20 protein-coding genes and 3 tRNA genes are annotated in these 20054 nt (G+C 41.5%); 13 read left to right on the top strand and 10 right to left on the bottom strand.

The genetic code is table 11. The features are described 5' to 3' along the window. Positions 1 to 9: 9 nt before the first annotated feature. Positions 10 to 1149 carry a glutamine-hydrolyzing carbamoyl-phosphate synthase small subunit gene (carA, locus tag E0H79_RS01630; protein WP_096901001.1) on the bottom strand — a complete coding sequence of 380 codons (1140 nt, stop codon included), beginning with the start codon at positions 1147 to 1149 and terminating at the stop codon, positions 10 to 12. A gap of 323 nt (positions 1150 to 1472) precedes the next feature. On the opposite strand from carA, the gene E0H79_RS01625 reads away from it, so the two are divergent. Beyond that, the gene (locus E0H79_RS01625; protein WP_004972162.1) at positions 1473 to 1955 is read left to right on the top strand and encodes a hypothetical protein; all 483 of its coding nucleotides are present in this window, start codon (positions 1473 to 1475) and stop codon (positions 1953 to 1955) included. Positions 1956 to 2080: 125 nt separating this feature from the next. Here E0H79_RS01625 and E0H79_RS01620 read toward each other — a convergent pair whose 3' ends face one another. Both E0H79_RS01620 and yhbY read right to left on the bottom strand, forming a co-directional pair. Beyond that, on the bottom strand, positions 2081 to 2620 hold the full coding sequence (locus E0H79_RS01620; protein ID WP_131260669.1) for a DOMON-like domain-containing protein: 540 nt from the start codon (positions 2618 to 2620) through the stop codon (positions 2081 to 2083). Positions 2621 to 2626: 6 nt separating this feature from the next. Further along, a complete protein-coding gene (gene yhbY / locus E0H79_RS01615; RefSeq protein ID WP_004972158.1) occupies positions 2627 to 2950 on the bottom strand; it encodes a ribosome assembly RNA-binding protein YhbY in 324 nt (107 codons plus the stop codon). Positions 2951 to 3247: 297 nt separating this feature from the next. On the opposite strand from yhbY, the gene rlmE reads away from it, so the two are divergent. The 4 genes from rlmE (at position 3248) to E0H79_RS01595 (ending at position 7361) form a co-directional block, all read left to right on the top strand. Next, entirely contained in the window at positions 3248 to 3898 is a 651-nt protein-coding gene (gene rlmE / locus E0H79_RS01610) for a 23S rRNA (uridine(2552)-2'-O)-methyltransferase RlmE (protein ID WP_004972157.1), read from the top strand. A 136-nt stretch (positions 3899 to 4034) separates the two neighbouring features. Beyond that, positions 4035 to 5924 (top strand): ATP-dependent zinc metalloprotease FtsH, encoded by a 1890-nt coding sequence (ftsH, locus tag E0H79_RS01605; RefSeq protein WP_004972155.1) that lies wholly within the window; start codon positions 4035 to 4037, stop codon positions 5922 to 5924. 177 nt (positions 5925 to 6101) lie between these two features. Next, positions 6102 to 6956, top strand: coding sequence for a dihydropteroate synthase (gene folP, locus E0H79_RS01600; RefSeq protein WP_096900999.1), 855 nt, complete (start codon positions 6102 to 6104; stop codon positions 6954 to 6956). Positions 6957 to 7046: 90 nt separating this feature from the next. After that, positions 7047 to 7361 (top strand): DUF5713 family protein, encoded by a 315-nt coding sequence (locus tag E0H79_RS01595; RefSeq protein WP_131260668.1) that lies wholly within the window; start codon positions 7047 to 7049, stop codon positions 7359 to 7361. Positions 7362 to 7386: 25 nt separating this feature from the next. Here the strand turns inward: E0H79_RS01595 and E0H79_RS01590 are convergent, their stop codons facing one another. Together E0H79_RS01590 and E0H79_RS01585 are read right to left on the bottom strand one after the other, a co-directional pair. Beyond that, positions 7387 to 7812, bottom strand: coding sequence for a hypothetical protein (locus E0H79_RS01590; protein ID WP_131260667.1), 426 nt, complete (start codon positions 7810 to 7812; stop codon positions 7387 to 7389). 119 nt (positions 7813 to 7931) lie between these two features. Continuing rightward, a tRNA-Leu gene (locus E0H79_RS01585) sits at positions 7932 to 8017 on the bottom strand. A 209-nt stretch (positions 8018 to 8226) separates the two neighbouring features. Here E0H79_RS01585 and E0H79_RS01580 point away from each other — a divergent pair. After that, positions 8227 to 9999: an alkaline phosphatase D family protein gene (locus E0H79_RS01580; protein ID WP_131260666.1), complete on the top strand. Its 1773-nt coding sequence runs from the start codon at positions 8227 to 8229 to the stop codon at positions 9997 to 9999. 70 nt (positions 10000 to 10069) lie between these two features. Here the strand turns inward: E0H79_RS01580 and E0H79_RS01575 are convergent, their stop codons facing one another. The 3 genes from E0H79_RS01575 to E0H79_RS01565 form a co-directional block, all read right to left on the bottom strand. Beyond that, a complete protein-coding gene (locus tag E0H79_RS01575; protein ID WP_096900995.1) occupies positions 10070 to 10801 on the bottom strand; it encodes a hypothetical protein in 732 nt (243 codons plus the stop codon). Positions 10802 to 10910: 109 nt separating this feature from the next. Continuing rightward, positions 10911 to 10996: transfer RNA gene (locus tag E0H79_RS01570), tRNA-Leu, on the bottom strand. 15 nt (positions 10997 to 11011) lie between these two features. Continuing rightward, a tRNA-Cys gene (locus E0H79_RS01565) sits at positions 11012 to 11085 on the bottom strand. 152 nt (positions 11086 to 11237) lie between these two features. Between E0H79_RS01565 and folD the strand changes: the two genes are divergently transcribed. The 3 genes from folD to E0H79_RS01550 all read left to right on the top strand — a co-directional run bounded on the left by folD (position 11238) and on the right by E0H79_RS01550 (position 13025). Further along, positions 11238 to 12086, top strand: a complete 849-nt coding sequence (gene folD / locus E0H79_RS01560) for a bifunctional methylenetetrahydrofolate dehydrogenase/methenyltetrahydrofolate cyclohydrolase FolD (protein WP_004972142.1) — start codon at positions 11238 to 11240, stop codon at positions 12084 to 12086. Positions 12087 to 12177: 91 nt separating this feature from the next. Continuing rightward, the gene (locus E0H79_RS01555) at positions 12178 to 12360 is read left to right on the top strand and encodes a hypothetical protein (RefSeq protein ID WP_096900994.1); all 183 of its coding nucleotides are present in this window, start codon (positions 12178 to 12180) and stop codon (positions 12358 to 12360) included. Next, a complete protein-coding gene (locus E0H79_RS01550) occupies positions 12357 to 13025 on the top strand; it encodes a class I SAM-dependent methyltransferase (protein ID WP_004972140.1) in 669 nt (222 codons plus the stop codon). Before E0H79_RS01555 ends, E0H79_RS01550 begins: the two co-directional genes overlap by 4 nt. A 39-nt stretch (positions 13026 to 13064) precedes the next feature. Here the strand turns inward: E0H79_RS01550 and E0H79_RS01545 are convergent, their stop codons facing one another. Next, on the bottom strand, positions 13065 to 13499 hold the full coding sequence (locus E0H79_RS01545) for a hypothetical protein (RefSeq protein WP_131260784.1): 435 nt from the start codon (positions 13497 to 13499) through the stop codon (positions 13065 to 13067). 293 nt (positions 13500 to 13792) lie between these two features. Continuing rightward, positions 13793 to 15622, bottom strand: a complete 1830-nt coding sequence (locus E0H79_RS01540) for a phosphoenolpyruvate carboxykinase (GTP) (protein ID WP_004972137.1) — start codon at positions 15620 to 15622, stop codon at positions 13793 to 13795. 417 nt (positions 15623 to 16039) lie between these two features. Between E0H79_RS01540 and E0H79_RS01535 the strand changes: the two genes are divergently transcribed. The 4 genes from E0H79_RS01535 (at position 16040) to groL (ending at position 19902) form a co-directional block, all read left to right on the top strand. Then, a complete protein-coding gene (locus tag E0H79_RS01535) occupies positions 16040 to 16978 on the top strand; it encodes a diacylglycerol/lipid kinase family protein (protein ID WP_131260665.1) in 939 nt (312 codons plus the stop codon). Then, complete coding sequence (locus tag E0H79_RS01530; RefSeq protein ID WP_131260664.1) at positions 16959 to 17732, top strand: metallophosphoesterase family protein; 774 nt, start codon at positions 16959 to 16961, stop codon at positions 17730 to 17732. The genes E0H79_RS01535 and E0H79_RS01530 overlap by 20 nt, the downstream gene beginning before the upstream one ends. 185 nt (positions 17733 to 17917) lie before the next feature. Beyond that, entirely contained in the window at positions 17918 to 18208 is a 291-nt protein-coding gene (locus tag E0H79_RS01525) for a co-chaperone GroES (protein ID WP_004972131.1), read from the top strand. Positions 18209 to 18267: 59 nt separating this feature from the next. Next, complete coding sequence (gene groL / locus E0H79_RS01520) at positions 18268 to 19902, top strand: chaperonin GroEL (protein WP_131260663.1); 1635 nt, start codon at positions 18268 to 18270, stop codon at positions 19900 to 19902. Positions 19903 to 20054: the final 152 nt, after the last annotated feature.

The raw sequence follows: 20054 nt of genomic DNA, 5'->3' as shown, positions 1-20054 counted from the left end.
GCTCCTTAATTACTTCTTAGCGGCTTCAATAAGTTCGATGAAATGATCGAACAAGAGTGCGCAGTCATGTGGACCTGAACTTGCTTCTGGGTGACCTTGGAAGCTAAATGCAGGCTTGTCTGTACGATGAATACCTTGGTTTGTGCCATCGAACAATGAACGATGCGTTGAACATACATTGCTTGGTAAGGTGCTTTCATCTACCGCGAAGCCGTGGTTCTGAGAAGTAATCATCACTGTACCAGTTTCTAAGTTCTGTACAGGATGGTTTGCGCCGTGGTGACCGTGCGGCATTTTCATTGTTTTTGCACCTGATGCAAGTGCAAGAATTTGGTGACCTAAACAGATACCAAATACAGGAATATTCGTGGTTTCTACAATTGTTTTTACAGCTTCAATTGCGTAGTCACATGCAGCAGGATCGCCAGGGCCATTTGACAAGAAAATGCCATCTGGGTTTAACGCAAGGACTTTTTCAGCAGGGGTTTGTGCAGGAACAACGGTTAATTTGCAACCGCGGTCTGCGAGCATACGCAGGATGTTGGTTTTGACACCGTAATCGTATGCAACCACATGATATTTAAGTTCAGGTTGAGTAAAGCCTTTGCCAAGTTCCCATGAACCTTCAGTCCATTCAAAACCTTCAGGGTCGCAGCATACTTTTGCAAGATCCAAGCCGTTTAAGCCGCCAAATGCACGTGCTTTTGCAATTGCTTCTTCTTCAGTGATATTTTCACCAGCAAGAATACAACCGTTTTGCGCACCTTTGGAACGTAAAATACGGGTCAATTTACGGGTATCAATATCGGCAATTGCAACAACATTGTGTTGTTGTAAGTATTCGCCTAAAGATTGAGTAGAACGGAAGTTACTGTGTAATAAAGGCAAATCACGGATAATTAAACCGTTTGCCCATACTTTATGAATTCGACCTGACTCAACATCTTCATCATTGCAACCAGTGTTCCCAATATGTGGGTAAGTTAAAGTCACAAGTTGTTGTGCATAACTCGGGTCGGTCAAAATTTCTTGATAGCCAGTCATGGCAGTGTTAAAAACGACTTCACCAGTCGTGCTTCCCGTTGCACCGATAGACGTACCTTTAAAGATTGTACCGTCGGCGAGGGCTAAAATGGCGGGGGTGCTCAAACCAAAGCTCCTGAACTAAAACCACAAAAATAGGGCTGTAAAAAAGCGAGTAGACGAAAAAAAAGGAAGGTCAATATTTAAACCTACCCTCCTATGTCTGCTCGCTTGAACTTAACATTGCATTATACGCATGAACTCGCCAAAAGTCCATTGTGAATCTAACGAATATGTAAGATAAAAGACTTGCTTTTTTTGCTAGGTTTATGTTTTAGCGTGTAGTCCAAATGTAAGCAATCTACGATTGTTAGACAATCCAAAACCCATTTGAGTCTAAATTGCCTTATGCTTAATTTATAGACAACAACGACCTTGGGTAAAAGCGAATGACTGAACAAGATAAATCAGCCACTGAACCACAAAACAGTGCAATCAAAGCAGTAAGTGAAGGCGCTGAAAAGCTTGAAAAAGTAACGCATGATGCCAAAGAGCAGGTGCTTGATGTGGTTGCAGAAACGCAAGAAAAACTTCAAGCCGAAGCAAAACAACTCAATGCCAGCGTGCAAGAGCAATTGGGTCAGTTAAAGCAAGATGTGTTGCAAAAAATTGAAGCTTTAAAAGCACAATTTGGCAGTTCACCTAAAGATTTGGGCGAATTAAAAGACTTTGTAAAAACTGAATTTAGCGCAATTATTGAAGATCTTTCTAAACTTGGTAAAGAGTTGAAAGAAGATGTCAGCAGCATTTCAGTGAAACACAAAGACCAATTGGCTGAAACGTTTAAGCGTTCTAAAGAGCACACACTAGAAGCGTGGAAAAAAGTAAATCCATCAAAAACTGAAACTAATGATGAAACTGATCAAGCATAATCCAGTTTAATCTGTTGCTGATTCAGCCATAAAAAAAAGTGAGGTCATGCGCCTCACTTTTTTATTTAAATTTCTTGCTCAAACCAAAAACTAGTTGTTTCAATCTAAACTACTATTAATCACAGTTAGAACTGATGTAGCCAATCGCGCTTATTGTGAAAATCGGCGGCAGGGCTGCTGTGTTGCATGGCATAAAACTGCTCGCCCTGACTGGTTTTTAATACAGCTGTGAGCCCAATAAACAAATCTGTCCATTTCAGTTTATGTTTCAGTATAAATTCGGTTAAATCCAAACTGACATTTAAACCGTAATGCGTACGTTTTAGCTGATTCAACTCAATATCATAAGCGGCCACAGGTGGCATTTGCTCAGGATAACGATATTCTTCAAAGGCATAGGCTTGCCAAGCTTGAGAAGGGGAGAGATTGATTTCACGATAAAAATCTTCGCCCTGAACGCCAATGAAAATTTCAAAGCAGGTCTGTTCCCACAAAAAGTCCTGACGCGGATGTGAAGCCACCAATGCAGGCCATTCGACCCATTGATTCGGATCACGCAGCCAATAACCTACATTTAAGCTAAACGGACTTTGTTGTTCAATTGCACCGACCAAAGAAATCGCTTGAAACTGACGATCAAAGGCGCTGAGTTCGTAACTTGCCATATAAGCTTAGTTAGACAAATGAGCGTGACGAACTAAATTTGACAACTTGGCATTTTGTTTTGCTGCTTTTTTATAAAGTAAAGCAATTTTACCAATTGTTTGTACCACTTCAGAACCTGTTGCTGCAGCAATTTCAGTAATTACAGCTGCACGTACTTCACGGTCTTCACCACCAATTTTAACTTTAATCAATTCGTGATCGTTTAAAGCACGGTTGGTTTCTTCAATTACATTTTCAGTCAAACCTTGACCGCCAACCATCACTACAGGGTTAAGTGCATGACCAATTTGACGTAAACGCTTGCGTTCCTGAATAGAGAGAGCCGCCATAAAGATAACCTAATTTTAAAAACGGCTTAGTATAACAAAAGCCAATTTGAAACGCTGTAAATTCTATGCAAATAATCCGCGATCTTGCAGCAGTACAAAAATATCAAAATTGAACATTTGCTTAGGTTTATCCATTAGTGATGAGTGTGGTTTTTTATGCCACAGTACAGAAATAAGCGATGGATTTAATAGAAAAAACTTGTCAGTTATTGGCATTTAGATACAGATGTCTACTGCAAGCTTGCTAATTTTCACGTACAATCGCAATTTAGATGGCTATTCGTTACTAAGAGAGTTATGGCAACACGCATTACCAACCAAAAGTTATCCAAAAGTAGTCGTGCGTGGATGAGAGAGCACCTAGATGATCCCTTTGTGAAAAGAGCGCAAAAAGAAGGGTATCGTGCACGTGCTGCATACAAACTACTTGAGATTCAAGAAAAATATAAACTGATCAAACCTGGCATGACGGTGGTGGACTTGGGAGCAGCACCAGGCAGTTGGTCGCAAATCGCAGGGAAACTTGTCGGCGACAAAGGTTTGGTGATCGCTTCCGATATTTTGGAAATGGACGCATTACCAGATGTGACCTTTTTACAAGGTGACTTCCGCGAAGAAGAAGTGTTCGAAAAATTGTTAAATATTTTAAACGGACGCACGGTAGACGTTGTAATTTCCGATATGGCCCCCAATACATCAGGTAATAAAGCTGTAGATCAACCGCGTCAAATTTACTTATGCGAGTTGGCGCTCGATTTTGCCAACCGTGTATTGGGACCCAATGGCCAGTTTGTGGTCAAAGTGTTCCAAGGTTCGGGGTTTGACGAATTTCGTAAACAGGTCGTGGACAGTTTTGATGTTCTAAAGACAGCAAAACCCGCTGCTTCACGGGCGCGTTCCAAAGAAGTATTCCTTATTGGACAAGGACGTAAAAAAGCGTCTAAATAAAGTTTACTTGCCAAGCCGTTAAAAATTGTGCATTTTGTACGTTTTTAATGAATTGTCTAGCTGATCTTCAGCTTTTTGAATGAAAGGTCACCCAGTAACGGGCATGATCAAATTAGATTGATATGGGAATAAAGCTTTGAGCGATCTCTTCAAGAATGCCGTATTGTGGCTGATTATACTTGGTGTGCTGATTCTAATTTTCAGCAACATCAATAACAGTGAAAAGCCAACTGCAATGAACTATTCAGAGTTCGTTACAGCGGTGAATGCTGGTCAAATTAAGCAAGTCACAATTGATGGCGAAAGAATTAGTGGCGAAAAAGTCAACGGCTCGTCCTTTGAAAGCATTCGTCCAGCAGTTCAAGATCCTGAACTGATGCCGAATCTGATTAAAAACAACGTTGTTGTTGAAGGTACTGCACCTCAACGTCAAGGTTTGTTAATGCAACTATTGATCGCAAGTTTCCCTGTACTTTTAATCATTTTGTTATTCATGTTCTTTATGCGCAACATGGGTGGCGGTGCAGGTGGTAAAAACGGCCCGATGAGCTTTGGTAAATCTAAAGCCAAAATGTTGTCTGAAGACCAAATTAAAGTCACATTTGCCGATGTAGCAGGTTGTGACGAAGCAAAACAAGAAGTGGTTGAAATTGTAGATTTCTTAAAAGACCCTGCTAAATTCAAGCGTTTAGGTGCAACTATTCCTAAAGGTGTGTTGATGGTAGGTCCACCGGGTACAGGTAAAACCTTATTGGCCAAAGCCATTGCAGGCGAAGCCAAAGTTCCATTCTTCAGCATTTCTGGTTCTGACTTCGTTGAAATGTTCGTGGGTGTAGGTGCTTCTCGTGTTCGTGATATGTTTGAGCAAGCTAAACGCCATGCACCATGTATCATCTTTATTGATGAGATTGATGCGGTAGGTCGTCACCGTGGTTCAGGTACAGGTGGTGGTCACGATGAACGTGAGCAAACACTTAACCAAATGCTTGTTGAAATGGATGGTTTTGAAGGCAATGAAGGCATTATTGTTATCGCTGCGACAAACCGTGCCGATGTACTGGATAAAGCTTTATTGCGTCCAGGTCGTTTTGACCGTCAAGTAATGGTTGGCTTGCCAGACATTAAAGGTCGTGAGCAAATTCTGAATGTTCACTTGAAAAAACTGCCTTCAGTTACAGGTGTAGATGTCAAAGTCTTGGCACGTGGTACACCAGGCTTCTCTGGTGCGCAATTGGCGAACCTTGTGAATGAAGCTGCATTGTTTGCTGCCCGTCGTAATAAAAATACGGTGGATATGCACGACTTTGAAGATGCTAAAGATAAGTTGTATATGGGCCCTGAACGTAAGTCGATGGTGCTGCGTGAAGAAGAACGTCGTGCAACGGCTTATCATGAAGCAGGTCATGCGATTGTTGCTGAAATGCTGCCGGGTACAGACCCTGTGCATAAAGTAACGATTATGCCGCGTGGCTGGGCATTGGGTGTGACATGGCAATTGCCTGAACATGACCAAACTAGCCATTATAAAGACAAAATGCTGAACGACTTGTCTATCTTGTTTGGTGGTCGTATTGCAGAAGAAGTCTTTATTAATCAAATGTCGACAGGTGCATCGAATGACTTTGAGCGTGCGACTAAATTAGCACGTGCGATGGTGACCAAATACGGTATGTCTGACAAGTTAGGCGTAATGGTCTATGAAGATGATACACAACAATCATTCATGGGTAGTTTAGGCAGCCGTACCATTTCTGAAGCCACCCAGCAACAAGTGGATGCTGAAGTTCGTCGTATTATTGATGAGCAATATAAAGTTGCCCGCGATATTTTGGAAAATAACCAAGACATTGCCCACGCAATGGTAAAAGCATTGTTGGAATGGGAAACCATTGATCGTGACCAAATCCGTGACATTATGGAAGGTCGTGAGCCACAGCCACCGAAGGTGTATATTGCAGACAATCCTGTGATTGATGTAACACCAACCGATGGTCCAAGCACACCGCCACCATTACCAGCGAGCTAATCAGCTCACATGATGTTAAAAAAGAGTCTTTGTATAAAGGCTCTTTTTTTTATTCGTGTGGTTTATGTGCAGTTGTGACCGGAATATTGAGGTCTGTTGACGCTCATCGAAAAGAATTCCACATCTTTAAAATTAGCCTTGTTAAAATAAGCTTTTCAAATTGAAAGGAAGACCAGCATGCAGCTAATGCCATTACCCAAACGTGTATTGCAATGTGGACGTTTGCGTTTAGATTTATCTCAGCCGCATGTGATGGGAATTCTAAATGTGACACCAGACTCGTTTAGTGATGGTGGGCGACATAATGAAAAAGATGCTGCTGTGGCGCGTGCTTTGGAAATGATAGCCGAAGGTGCAACCGTGATTGATATTGGCGGTGAGTCTACACGTCCGGGGGCAAGTCCTGTGAGTGTAGAAGAAGAAATTCGTCGTGTGGTTCCTGTGGCGGAAGCCTTATCTACTTATGATGTAGTGCTTTCGATTGATACGTCACAGCCTGAAGTGATTCGTGCTGCCGTAGCTGCGGGGGCGCATATCTGGAATGATGTACGTGCGCTGACCCGTCCAAATGCGTTGCAAACAGCTGCTGAGTTAAATATCCCCGTGATTATTATGCACATGCGTGGTGAACCGACCACCATGAACAATTTAGATCAATATGATGATGTCACTGCAGATGTGATTGCAGAATTGCAGCAACGTGTCGCTGATGCTTTGGCGGTAGGGGTCAAGCCTGAAAATATCATGATTGATCCAGGTTTTGGTTTTGCGAAAAATGCACAACAGAATCTGAAATTGTTAAATGAGTTGCATCAACTTAATGGTATGGGGTATCCAATTTTATCGGCATTGTCCCGTAAACGCTTTATTGGTGAAGCTTTGGGTGGGGCAGAGCCAACACAGCGTGCAGTTGGTTCTGTAGCGGCACATTTACTCAGTATTCAGCAAGGTGCTTGTATGGTGCGTGCGCATGATGTGAAAGCCATGTCTGACGCCATTAAAGTCTGGCAAGCAATGCAGTTGGCAAATTAATCGCAGTATGCAAATTGGGGCGAAGCTAGAATTAAAGCCCTGCTTATGCTATATAGGCACGCTTGAATCTCTGTATTTTTGAGTGCCTGTATGTTTGCAGATTTACTTCTCCCGATGTTTGATGATGAGTTTTATCCTGATATTTTAGTTGCTGAGTTAAAACAACTGATTCAACAGTTTGCAAAACACGTGTCTAAATCCAATTTATCTGAAACCGATATTTATCATTTTGCAGATCAGACCGTGCAAGCCATTAATAAAATGAAACCACAATTTGAAGATCTGGATTCAGATTTGGACGATACCGCAGCAGATTATATTGCTGAGGCGATGATGATGGTGCTGCAAGATCAAGGCTATTTCGAGATTGAAATGGAAGAGTTGATTGCAACGAGAGAGTGGTGATAGGTCACTCTCTTTCAGCTTTAATTTATGGGTGATTCAATAAATCATCTAAAACATCATCCAAATGGCAACTTTGCTGTGTATGTAGTTCTGCAATTTCCCGAACATTCAACGTATATAGCCCATTATGTTCATTCGGCTGTGCAATTAAATTGACCCAAAACTTTGTATTTTGTTGCAGCAAAGTTTTGAATTGCTTTTTATCTTCAGGATTTTGGAAATTTAATAAATATAAATTGTTGCCTAAGCTGCAACGACGTAATTGTAATTCTTGATTTTTATATTGCACTGTTCCTGCAAAAACATCATAAAATTCTGCATCAGTTTCAATTGGGTTTACGGATTCGGTTGCTGACTCAAGGCTGGGATTTTGTGCATGGCTTGCAAAACTGAGCAAGCAGCATAAACAGATCACCCATTTGAAAGAGAAGATAAAGCGTTGTAGAGACATTTCAAATCATCGGCACATAAGTGTTATCGTTTTCAATATTATATTTTTTAGGCATAAAAAAACCAGCTTAATGCTGGAGTTCTTTATTTGCACCATTTGAATGATTTGATTCATTAAAATGGTGCCCGAGGCCAGACTCGAACTGGCACGCTTTGAGGGCGGGGGATTTTAAATCCCCTGTGTCTACCGATTTCACCACTCGGGCATGTGCGCAATAATAGAGGACGAAATAAATCTTGGCAAGTAAATTTATTTACAATTGCTTTCTTTTCAATCAATTCAACTTATTAGCTTGAAAAAAGTTCGGTTTGCAGTATATTTCTGCTGTTTGTCATCAATATTTCATGAATTTGAGATCAAAGCGAAATCATAAATTTCTATGTTGAGCGCTCAAGAAAAATAAAAGGAATATTCATGAACATTCGCTTAACTCGCCGAGAGCTGATTCAAAAAAGTTTGGCTGGTTTTGGGGCGTTGTCATTGCCAGTCGCATTAACTGCATGTGGTGATGACAATGAAAATACAGCAGAAAATGCATTAAAGGTGCAGTTTTTGCATGGTGTCGCCAGTGGTGATCCGCTGCATGATCGTATCATTTTATGGACACGTGTAACGCCAAGTGACATGGCAGCATGCATTGAAGTGGTTTGGGAAATTGCCAGCGATGAGGCGTTTAAGCAATTGGTAAATACTGGCAAAGTACAAACCAGCGCAGCGCAAGATTTTACTGTTAAAGTGGACGCAGATCGTTTACAGGCAGGGACTAAATATTATTACCGTTTCCGCTTTGGTAATACGGTTTCTGCTATAGGACAGACCAAAACCTTGCCACAACGCAGCGATCAAGTGAAATTTGCGGTCTGTTCTTGCTCGAACTATCCCGCAGGTTATTTTCATGTGTATAAAGAAATGGCACAGGAAAACAATCTGGATGTGATTATTCACTTGGGTGATTATATTTATGAATATGGACAAGGTGGCTACGCGACTGACGATGCAAAACAGTTAGGACGTACCTTTGCTGCAGACAATGATAAAGAAATTATCAAGTTAGATGATTATCGTAAACGTTATGCTTTATATCGTACCGATGCTGATTTGCAGACTGCTCACCAACGCCATCCATTTATTGTCATTTGGGATGACCATGAACTCAGTAATGATACTTGGGAAGCGGGTGCAGATAATCATCAAGAAGGTGAAGGCAGCTTTATAGAACGTAAAATTGCGGCATTACAGGCTTATTTCGAGTGGATGCCAATTCGTCCAGTTGCAGAAAATGATCATTTGAATATTTATCGCCAGTTTGATTTTGGTGGTTTGGTGAATTTGATGATGCTGGATACGCGTATTTTGGCGCGTCATAAGCAATTAGATTATGCTAACTATATGACGGCAGAAGGTATTGATGCTGCTAAATTTCAGGCAGATTTATTTAGTGATCAACGCACATTGATGGGTGGAGTTCAACGAGAATGGTTGCAAAAGCAGTTGGGGCAGTCTAGGGCTACTTGGAATGTTTTGGCTCAACAAGTGTTGATGGCGAAAATACTGATTCCACAAGAACTGTTATTGCCTTTAGCGAAAATCACCAATGGTGATCAGCAACCTGAAACACTTGCACAAATGAAGCAGAAAATTACAGAATTGGTCACGCTGAAATTGCGTTTAAAAGCGAATGATCCAACTTTGACAGCAGTAGATAAGGCACGTTTGTATGCGGTTGCACCTTATAACCTCGATGCTTGGGATGGTTATGCCTACGAGCGAGAAGTTGTGTATGGGACATTGCAGCAACTTGGGAAAAAAACAGTGGTGTTGGCAGGTGATACTCACAATGCTTGGGCTGCAACCTTGCATACACATGAAACAAATCATGAGGTTGGGTTGGAATTCGCGACCAGCTCGGTATCATCGCCCGGAATTGAGTATTACTTAAATGTGCCTGCAGACGAAATGGCAGCGTTGGAATATGCCTTTCAAGAACTGATTGATGAACTGGATTATTGCAACTTAAATCAACGTGGTTATTTAACGGTGACTTTTGATCGTGCGCAAGTGGTTGCAGATTGGAAGTTTATAGATACGGTTAAGGCACGTGAATACAAACTCGATGATACGCGTGGTCATCAACAGAAGTATGGTGTAGACTTAAAACCAATCATTGATGTCGCTAAAACTGCTTAAAATTGGTGTGATATTTACAGAAAACCGAGTCTAAGTTGCTCGGTTTTTTTTGATGATTAAGCGGAGGTTTTTAATCGAGTTTATCTTGAATATAACTGTCTAAATCTATGTATTTAATGCTTTTACATAAATTGTGTTCAACCTGCATCAGTTGTTGATGTAACTGAATTGCATGTTGATATTGCTGATTCAATTGGGCAAAACGAGGGCTATTTTTATTGGAAAAATACATCCGATATTGAATTTTAGCAGCTTGACGATATGACCAATACGCAGCACGGCGAAATTGCGTTAAGCAATATTTTTGTTCAAGGCTTATGTGGTCACGGAACATATTCTCTTTATAGAAACGTACAAAACCAAAACTGATGCAGAAAAAGAATAAAATCCCTTGCAGAATTGCACTCTGAAAATAGGCGAAATTTACCGCTTGTAGCAGAATCAATACTGCTATTTTTATGGTGGCATGTTGCTGTAGTTGATACCACGATGCCGAACTGTGTTTAATTTGATACAACACATAAGGTAGAAGCAGCATAAAACCTAACATGATGGCTAAAATCGCCAATGCCTTGGCTTGAAAGGCATCGTACTGCGGTGCAAAGTTTTGAATCCCGTGCGCCAGACTGATTGAAATAGGAATAAAAATCAGGCAGGCCAAGACCCATGGAATCATTTCTTTCCAATCATCCAGCATGCCTTTGCTTTGAATAAAACCATAAAACAAAATATTTCTTTTAAATGCAGCAGGGTATTGTTGTTGCAATTGCTGCAAATCAAGAAGCGCTTGTTTAGGGTTCATAGAGGCATCATTGAATATTGAATAAAGAGGGGAAAACCTAAAATTTAGGCATAAAAAAACCAGCTTAATGCTGGGTTCTTTATTTGCACCATTTTAATCTATTTTAAAATGGTGCCCGAGGCCAGACTCGAACTGGCACGCTTTGAGGGCGGGGGATTTTAAATCCCCTGTGTCTACCGATTTCACCACTCGGGCATAGTTTTACAAGATTGGAGGCGGAGGTCGGAATCGAACCGGCGTCCACGGAGTTGCAGTCCGCTGCATGACCACTCTGCCACCCCGCCGCGTCTTGTGATGCGTATATTAGCAAGCTCTGAAAAAAAAACAATACTATTAAATGAGCAGATGCACATTAATTCGACATATAGAATAAAATAGTCTAAATAATCATGTATTATTTGCAAAATTGATTCATATCAACATTTGGAGATGTGCCGTGGCATTAATTTTAGACGGTCGTGCATTGGCAAAACAAATTGAAGCTGATCTGTTAACACGTGTAGAAGCGTTAAAAGCAAAATCAGGTCGTACCCCAATTCTAGCGACTATTTTGGTCGGTGATGACGGTGCATCTGCAACTTATGTACGCATGAAGGGCAATGCTTGCCGTCGTGTGGGCATGGATTCTTTAAAAGTAGAATTGCCAACAGAAACCACCACAGAACAATTATTGGCAGAAATTGAAAAATTGAATGCCAATCCTGATGTGCATGGTATTTTGTTGCAACACCCAGTTCCTGCGCAAATTGATGAGCGTGCTTGTTTTGATGCGATTTCACTTGCAAAAGACGTAGATGGTGTGACCTGTTTAGGTTATGGTCGTATGGCAATGGGCGAAGCTGCATATGGTTCTGCAACACCTGCAGGCATTATGACCATTCTTAAAGAAAAAAACATTGAAATTGCAGGCAAACATGCCGTTGTTGTGGGGCGTTCGGCAATTTTAGGTAAACCAATGGCTGCGATGCTTCTTGAAGCCAATGCAACAGTAACCATTTGCCATTCACGTACCCAAGATCTTGCAAGTTTTGTGAAACAAGCGGACATTATTGTTGGTGCGGTTGGTAAAGCTGAATTGATTCAAAAAGACTGGATCAAACCAGGCGCTGTGGTTGTTGATGCAGGCTTCCATCCACGTGATGGCGGTGGTGTTGGTGATATCCAATTGCAAGGCATTGAAGAGATTGCTTCTGCATATACGCCTGTACCAGGTGGCGTTGGCCCAATGACCATTACAACTTTGATTCGTCAAACGGTTGAAGCGGCTGAGAAAGCGTTAGGTTGATGAAGACCTCTCCCTAACCCTCTCTTGCGCTTCAATTTAAAAGCAGTGCTTTAAATTTTGCTCAGGAGAGGGGAAATTCATTGTGAAAATAATGGATGCTCCTTCTCTTGCGCCGTATACGGCTCAGGGAGAAGGCTGGGATGAGGGCTTAAAAATTCTCTCCCTAACTCTCCTAAAAAAGAGTGGGGAATTCATTGTAAAAATAATGAATGCTCCCTCTCCTTTAAAAAAGCAGAGGGAACTTTTTAAATTAGAACGAATAAAAATCCAATGAGCTGTACCTTTCAATTTCCTAAAGCCCCTGAACATCTTTTAGATGCTTTACATGATGTAATTCCAAATTGTGAATTACTGGCACAGCAATTGCCTGAAACGCCTATTTCACTTTGGCTTATTCCACCAGTATTTCCTACCGACAAGCTAGATGATGAAGTGATTCGTCGTATTTGGAATGATACGCCGTACTGGATTTTCTGTTGGGCTTCAGGACTTGCAATGGCGCAATGGTTATTGGCAGAACCGCAGCAAGTAAAAAATAAAGTCGTTTTAGACTTTGGTGCAGGTTCGGGCGTGGTGGCGATTGCTGCAAAAATGGCAGGTGCCAAACGGGTAATTTGTTGTGATATTGACCCCATTAGCCTTGCAGCCTGTCGAGCCAATGCTGAATTGAATGATGTGGTGCTTGAATATTTAGATGATCTATACAAAGCAGAACAAGTGGATGTATTGTTGGCTGCCGATGTACTTTATGATCAATGCAATCGCTTTTTTTTAGATGAGTTCTTAAAGTTCGCCCCAGAAGTTTGGGTGGCAGACAGCCGAGTGAAAAACTTTAGTCATCCACAATATATAAAAATAGATGAACGCAGCGCGACCACATGGCCAGATTTGGATGAAGCCAAAGAGTTCCGTAATGTGAGTTTTTATAAGACGCGATAACTCATCACGTCTTATAGGAAGCTAGTTTTGTGGCGCGAATTAATTGCAGCTATAACGCACAATGCGCAGTGTGCTTGGGCGAGCATCTAAGGCCTGACGTGTAGCATAGTTTTCACTGCTATGTAGCTCAGGTGTGTTCGATAAGCCAATAGAGGTGCGGCTTTGCCCAAGTTGGCGACCATACGGGTCTTGTTGGTTGGCTGCAGGATTCACCACTTCATTAATACTTAAAATCCGCAATTGATAAGTTTTATGCGCACCAAGTTCTTTTTGGCAGGCACGCTGTAATTTACTTTCATCGCGCTGTTGGTTTTGACGTCCTGCAAGAGTGTAGGCTAATACTGCGTTGCGATCAGTTTTGCTTTCGACTTTATAGCCAATAAAACTATTCTCGTTTTGCTCAGGCAAACTTTGACAAGCGGATAAACCTAACCCAAGTCCCGTCATAGCCAAAATAATCATTGTATTCTTCATGGTTTTATTCATGATCATGTCTCATGTTTTGATGTCATTTCATTCTTGTTTTAAGTATGCCATAGCTGAGTGGACAAAGCATGGCTTTGTTGGTGATGTGGTAGGCTGTCTATATTGGGGGTGATAAGTGTGTTTTGATGATGTCATGTTTTTACCTTGAATCTTCGTATTATTTAGTATTTACACATCAGCGGGGGATGTTGAAGCTGGAATGTTGATGTTTTTAGCAACTAAAATATTAGGGCAATAAAAAAGGTCACCGAAGTGACCTTTTCTTAGCAATCAGCGTTGAATTACGCAGATTTAACCGCTTCAAGTAAAGCAGCTTGACGTGCTTTCAATGCAGCAGGTAGGCGCTCACCAAGTTTGTTGAATAACTCAGTGTGGCTTTCTAACTCTTTGATCCATTGTTCTTTGTCTTGCGCTGTTACAGTTTCAAATTGCTCTTTAGAGAAATCTAAACCAGTCCAGTTCAATTGCTCATACGTTGGAACAAAACCAATTGGAGTTTCAACAGCTTCTGCACGACCTTCGCAACGATCAATGATCCACTCAAGTACACGCATGTTTTGACCAAAACCAGGCCATACGAAGTTGCCTTCTGCATCACGACGGAACCAGTTTACGTTGTAGATACCTGGTAATTTGTTGCCTGCAGCTTTTGCTTTTTCGCCAACTTTCTCACCCATTTCTAACCAGTGAGAGAAGTAGTCTGCCATGTTGTAACCAGCAAATGGAAGCATTGCAAATGGGTCGCGGCGTACAATACCTTGTTGACCAACGGCTGCTGCAGTAGTTTCAGAACCCATAGTTGCAGCTTTATATACGCCATCTACCCAGTCAAATGCTTCTGAAATTAGAGGCACTGTGTCTGCACGACGACCACCGAAGATGAACGCTGAAATTGGAACACCTGCTGGATTTTCCCAGTCAGCATCAATAGAAGGACATTGACCCGCTGCAACAGTGAAGCGCGCATTTGGATGAGCTGCTTTTTCTGCGCCAGTATGTGGTTGACCTTTCCAGTTGGTTAAGTTTGCAGGAACTTCTTTAGATAGACCTTCCCACCATACTTCGCCGTTGTCAGTCACAGCAACGTTGGTATAAATCACGTCTTTGTGCAGAGTTGCCATACAGTTCGGGTTAGTCTTGGTGTTTGTACCAGGAGCAACACCGAAGAAACCAGCTTCAGGGTTAATTGCATATAAGCGACCATCTTCACCTGGTTTGATCCAAGCAATATCGTCACCTACAGTTTCAATTTTCCAGCCTTCATAACCTGCAGGTGGAATTAACATCGCAAAGTTGGTTTTACCACATGCAGAAGGGAATGCTGCTGCGATGTAGTGTTTTTCGCCTTGTGGGTTGGTCACGCCTAAAATAAGCATGTGTTCAGCTAACCAGCCTTGTTCACGACCCATTGCAGAAGCAATACGAAGCGCTAAGCATTTTTTACCCAATAATGCGTTACCGCCGTAACCAGAACCATATGACCAGATTTCACGAGTTTCTGGATAATGTACGATGTATTTTTCTTTGTTACATGGCCAAGCAACGTCTTTCTCGCCTTCAGCCAATGGTGCGCCCACAGTGTGTACGCAAGGAACAAATTCGCCATCTGTGCCCAATACGTCATAAACAGCTTTACCCATACGAGCCATTTTAGACATGCTGACAGCAACATAAGGAGAGTCAGTTAATTCAATACCGATGTGCGCAATGTGGCTACCTAATGGACCCATAGAGAATGGAACCACATACATGGTACGACCAGCCATTGAGCCGTCGAATAAACCGTTTAATTTAGCGCGCATTTCAGCTGGCGCTTCCCAGTTGTTTGTCGCACCAGCATCTTCTTTGTTTTCAGAGCAGATGTAAGTACGGTCTTCAACACGAGCAACGTCAGAAGGATCAGAATTTGCAAGGTACGAACCAGGGTGTTTTTCTTGGTTTAATGCTTGCATGGTGCCGTTAGCGATCATCAAGTCGATTAGACGTTGATATTCTTCTGCGCTACCGTCACACCATTCAATTTTTGCTGGTTTTGTTAACTTTGCAATTTCTTCAACCCATGCAATAAGCTTAGGGTGACGAACGAATTCTGGTGCGTTCACTTGGGTCATGGTGAGGCCTATCTTAAATGTGTACAAGTCGTGTACAAAGTACAATCTGAACGATGGGGTACATGGTTCAGATGAAATATGAAAAAAAAGTGGCTGTATTAAAGCACAAAAACATAAAAAAAATAAGACATAGGCTTGATTTAGCTTTATGTAAAAAATACCCATATAAATAATGAATAACATATATGAAACATGGGCTTACAACTTTTTTGTGTTCTATTTATCATTATTTAAAAAAAATATGGGCATTATTTATTTTAATTATTTTTAATTAAAACATATATTTATAGCTTAAATTTTATAAAGAATGATTATTGATTTAATGAATGGTCATCATTCGATTTTTACATAAAGCTGCTTTTCATTCTGCATCAATTGGTCGAAATTAGAGCAAAAGCTTTAAAATGATTGAAGAAAATGTCGACAACATTACAGCCTTTATCGCTTATTTATAATCAAAAATCTGGATTTCATGCCACACAGCAAGAAGGTGTCTATGAAGAGTTGCTGCATGTTTTGTCACAGCATGGTTTTGAAATCCAATTGTTTGAAATGGGCGATATCGCCAATTTTGATCAACTGATGCAACAGGTATTAGCACGGCATCAAGCAGCGCATTTAAGCGGTGTAGTGGTTGCAGCAGGTGGTGATGGTACTTTAAATGCAGTGGCGGCTAAACTGAAAGGCACTCACATTCCGATGGGTATTTTGCCTTTAGGCACGTTTAATTACGTGGCGCGTTTACTGAATATTCCGCTAGATTTAATTGAAGCAGCGCATGTCATCGCAACTGGCAGTACGCGTGCTGTGCATGTGGCACAAATCAATCAACACATCTATTTAAATAATGCCAGTTTGGGTTTATACCCTTTATTTATTCAAAAACGTGAGCGTTATAACCGTTATTTAGGACGCTTTCCTTTACATGCCTATACCTCGGCTTTAGATGTACTGCTGCGTGACCGTAAAGAATTAAAATTAGAAATAGAGGTCGATACAAAGCGCTATCCGCTGAAAACGCCGCTCATTTTCTTTGGGAATAATCAATTACAACTGTCTGAAATGAATTTACGTATTGCCAAAGCTGCTGCAGCAGGCAAAGTCGCAGGTGTTGCAGTGGCAAAGTCCGATAAATTGACTTTATTTAAAATTCTGTGGCAATTAATTCAGGGGAAGGCTGAGCAAGCCAATGATATGTACAGTTTTGCAGCAGAGCAGGTGGTCATTCATAGTAAACGCCAACAACTGACCGTGGCGCTTGATGGAGAAATTGTCAAAATGCGCCCACCACTGCGTATTTCTGTATTGAAAAATGCATTGAAGATTAAGGTGCCGCATGCTGCTGCATCTCTCTGATTTGCACTTTGGCACTGAAAATGTGGCTTGTATGCAGGCAGTACAACAACTGTGTGCAAGTATGCGACCGGAAGCGGTTGTGGTCAGTGGTGATTTAACCCAACGTGCACGCTATGCACAGTTTTATGCTTGTAAGCATTTTTTAGACAGTTTGAATTTACCGTATTTGGTTGTGCCAGGAAATCACGATATTCCGCTATATCATCTTTGGAATCGTTTTTTTAGTCCGTTTGCGCGGTATCAGTTGTTTTTTGGGCGTATGGAAACAATTTTGGAAACCGCCCATTTTTATGTGATAGGGGTGAACAGTATTCGGCGACGTTTTCATACTCGTGGGCATATTTCTTTGAATCAAATTCAGGAAATAGATACTTTGCTGCAAGCTGCGCCCACAAATAAGTTAAAAATTTTGGTGGCGCATCAACCATTTTATACACCACCAGATGATCGTCACGGTATTAAAGATTGCCCAGTGTTGGGACGAATTGCTTTAGAGCAGTGGAGCAAAAATGGTTTGTATGCCTTGCTGCATGGGCATTTACATCAACCAGCCGTGTATGACTTAAATCAAATTTATGCCTTAGGTGTAGCGCATCCTGTGCTGGATATTCATGCAGGTACTGCAATTTCGTATCGTTTGCATCAGGGCATACCCAATAGCTTAAATATATTGAGTAACCATGGGGATGTGCAGCATTACCTGTTCGATGCCGCACAAAAGCAATTTGTGTTGTGGCAACAAAATGCAGAATAAATCACCGATCTAGCCAACTTGTCTAAAAAAACAACAAAAATTGAAAAATTTTTAGCTTTTCCCCTTGAAGCGTTTTTTTCCATCCCCACAACTGTGTCATCTAAAATTTATTTTGATGATGACCAAAGGAATAAATAAGTCGTCATCAGGAATCTATACATAGACCTAGTCTGATGGAGTTATTTATGAGCAACATTCGTCCATTACATGACCGCGTAGTTATTCGTCGTGTTGAAGAAGAAACAAAAACAGCTGGCGGTATCTTGCTTCCAGGTTCTGCAGCAGAAAAACCAGCGCAAGGTGAAGTGATTGCAGTAGGTAATGGTCAAATTACAGACAATGGCGTACGCGCTTTAGACGTAAAAGTGGGCGACAAAGTCTTGTTTGGTACTTATGCAGGCACCACAGTTAAAGTAGACGGTGAAGAACTTCTAATTATGAAAGAGTCTGACATTTTAGCAGTACTTGAAGGCTAATTTCAGAACTCATATTCAAAGCAAATTTGAACATTATTTAAAAATATTTGGAGTTAAACATGTCAGCTAAAGACGTAAAATTTGGTGATTCAGCTCGTACAAAAATGATTGCAGGTGTGAACGTACTTGCAGATGCTGTGAAAGTAACTTTAGGCCCTAAAGGCCGTAACGTAGTGATTGACCGTTCTTTCGGTGCACCGCACATCACTAAAGATGGTGTATCTGTTGCGAAAGAAATCACCCTGAAAGACAAATTTGAAAACATGGGTGCACAGTTGGTTCGTGAAGTGTCAAGTAAAACCAATGACATCGCAGGTGACGGTACAACGACTGCAACAGTACTTGCACAAGCCATTTTAAATGAGGGCATCAAATCTGTAACTGCGGGCATGAACCCAATGGATTTGAAACGTGGTATCGACCTTGCTGTTAAGGCAGTCGTTGCAGACATTAAAGCAACGGCTAAACCTGCTTCTGACACGAAAGCGATTGAGCAAGTAGGTTCTATTTCTGCAAACTCGGACACGACTGTGGGCAAGTTAATTGCAGAAGCAATGGAACGCGTTGGTAAAGAAGGCGTAATCACTGTTGAAGAAGGTTCAGGCTTTGAAGATTCGCTTGACGTTGTAGAAGGTATGCAGTTTGACCGTGGTTATATCTCGCCATACTTCGCCAACAAACAAGACACGTTGACTGCAGAACTTGAAAACCCATTCATTTTGTTGGTAGACAAAAAAGTGGGCAACATTCGTGAATTAATCACAGTGCTAGAAGCAGTTGCGAAAACAGGTAAGCCATTATTGATTATCGCTGAAGATGTTGAAGGCGAAGCGTTGGCAACACTTGTTGTAAACAACATGCGCGGCATCATTAAAGTATGTGCAGTGAAAGCACCTGGTTTTGGTGATCGTCGTAAAGCAATGTTACAAGACATCGCAATCTTGACAGGTGGTACGGTTATTTCTGAAGAAATTGGTATGTCTTTAGAGCAAACTTCACTTGAACATTTAGGTACTGCGCATAAAGTAACGGTATCTAAAGAAAACACTGTGATTGTGGATGGTGCGGGCAATGCAGGTCAAATTGCTGAGCGTGTACAGCAAATCCGTGCGCAAATTGAAGAATCTACTTCAGAATACGACAAAGAAAAACTTCAGGAACGTGTTGCTAAATTAGCAGGCGGTGTAGCAGTCATCAAAATTGGTGCTGCAACTGAAGTTGAAATGAAAGAGAAGAAAGACCGTGTGGATGATGCGCTTCACGCAACTCGCGCTGCGGTTGAAGAAGGTGTTGTTGCAGGTGGTGGTGTTGCACTGGTGCGTGCTGCATCTGCACTTGATGGTCTGACTGGTGCTAACGATGACCAAAACGTAGGTATCAACATTCTTCGTCGTGCAATTGAAGCTCCGCTTCGTCAAATCGTAGCCAATGCTGGTGATGAGCCATCTGTAGTAATCAATGCTGTGAAGAACGGTGAAGGTAACTATGGTTATAACGCTGCGACTGGTGAATATGGCGACATGTTGGAAATGGGTATTCTTGACCCTGCAAAAGTAACTCGTTCTGCACTTGAGCATGCAGCGTCTGTTGCTGGCCTGATGTTAACAACAGAATGTATGATTACTGAAATTCCAGAAGACAAGCCAGCAATGCCAGATATGGGTGGCATGGGTGGTATGGGCGGTATGATGTAAACCTCAGCGTACCCAAACTTCAAAAACCTCGTATCGTCAGATACGGGGTTTTTTTTATGGCGCAGTTTTTGTAATGTAGAGATTGCACACATGAAAAGACAAAATCACCTAGCTATTTTTTATTTACACATTAAATGTGTAATATGTATCTA

This window comes from Acinetobacter sp. ANC 5045 (assembly GCF_004331005.1).
GTDB classification, from domain to species: Bacteria; Pseudomonadota; Gammaproteobacteria; order Pseudomonadales; family Moraxellaceae; genus Acinetobacter; species Acinetobacter towneri.
The sequence above is the reverse complement of the archived record's forward strand: the minus strand, read 5'-3'. Positions and strand labels throughout refer to the sequence as shown.